This is a genomic window from Pseudonocardia sp. D17 (genome assembly GCF_036984265.1).
GTDB lineage: Bacteria > Actinomycetota > Actinomycetes > Mycobacteriales > Pseudonocardiaceae > Pseudonocardia > Pseudonocardia benzenivorans.
Genome location: NZ_BPRG01000219.1, coordinates 1 through 258 on the forward strand (window position 1 = coordinate 1; position 258 = coordinate 258).

The following is a 258-nucleotide window of genomic DNA, read 5'->3' on the forward strand; positions in this document are numbered from 1 at the left end:
CCCTGATTGTGGGGTGGGTTGGTGTTCTGTCTCGGGTCTCTCCCCTGTTGTTTGGGGGTGGGGGTCGGGTTTTGTTTGGATAGTGTTGTCGGTGGTCATGGCGGAGGGGAAACGCCCGGTCCCATCCCGAACCCGGAAGCTAAGCCCTCCAGCGCCGATGGTACTGCACTCGCCAGGGTGTGGGAGAGTAGGTCACTGCCGGCATCAAATGTGGAATAGGCCCCAGCCTTGATGGTTGGGGCCTATTTCTATTTCTGC

The 258-nt window shown here is 59.3% G+C and carries 1 rRNA gene; it reads left to right on the forward strand.

Going from position 1 to position 258, the window contains the following annotated elements:
• Positions 1 to 87 precede the first annotated feature (87 nt).
• Positions 88 to 204: ribosomal RNA gene (gene rrf, locus PSD17_RS31645) — 5S ribosomal RNA — on the forward strand.
• Positions 205 to 258: the final 54 nt, after the last annotated feature.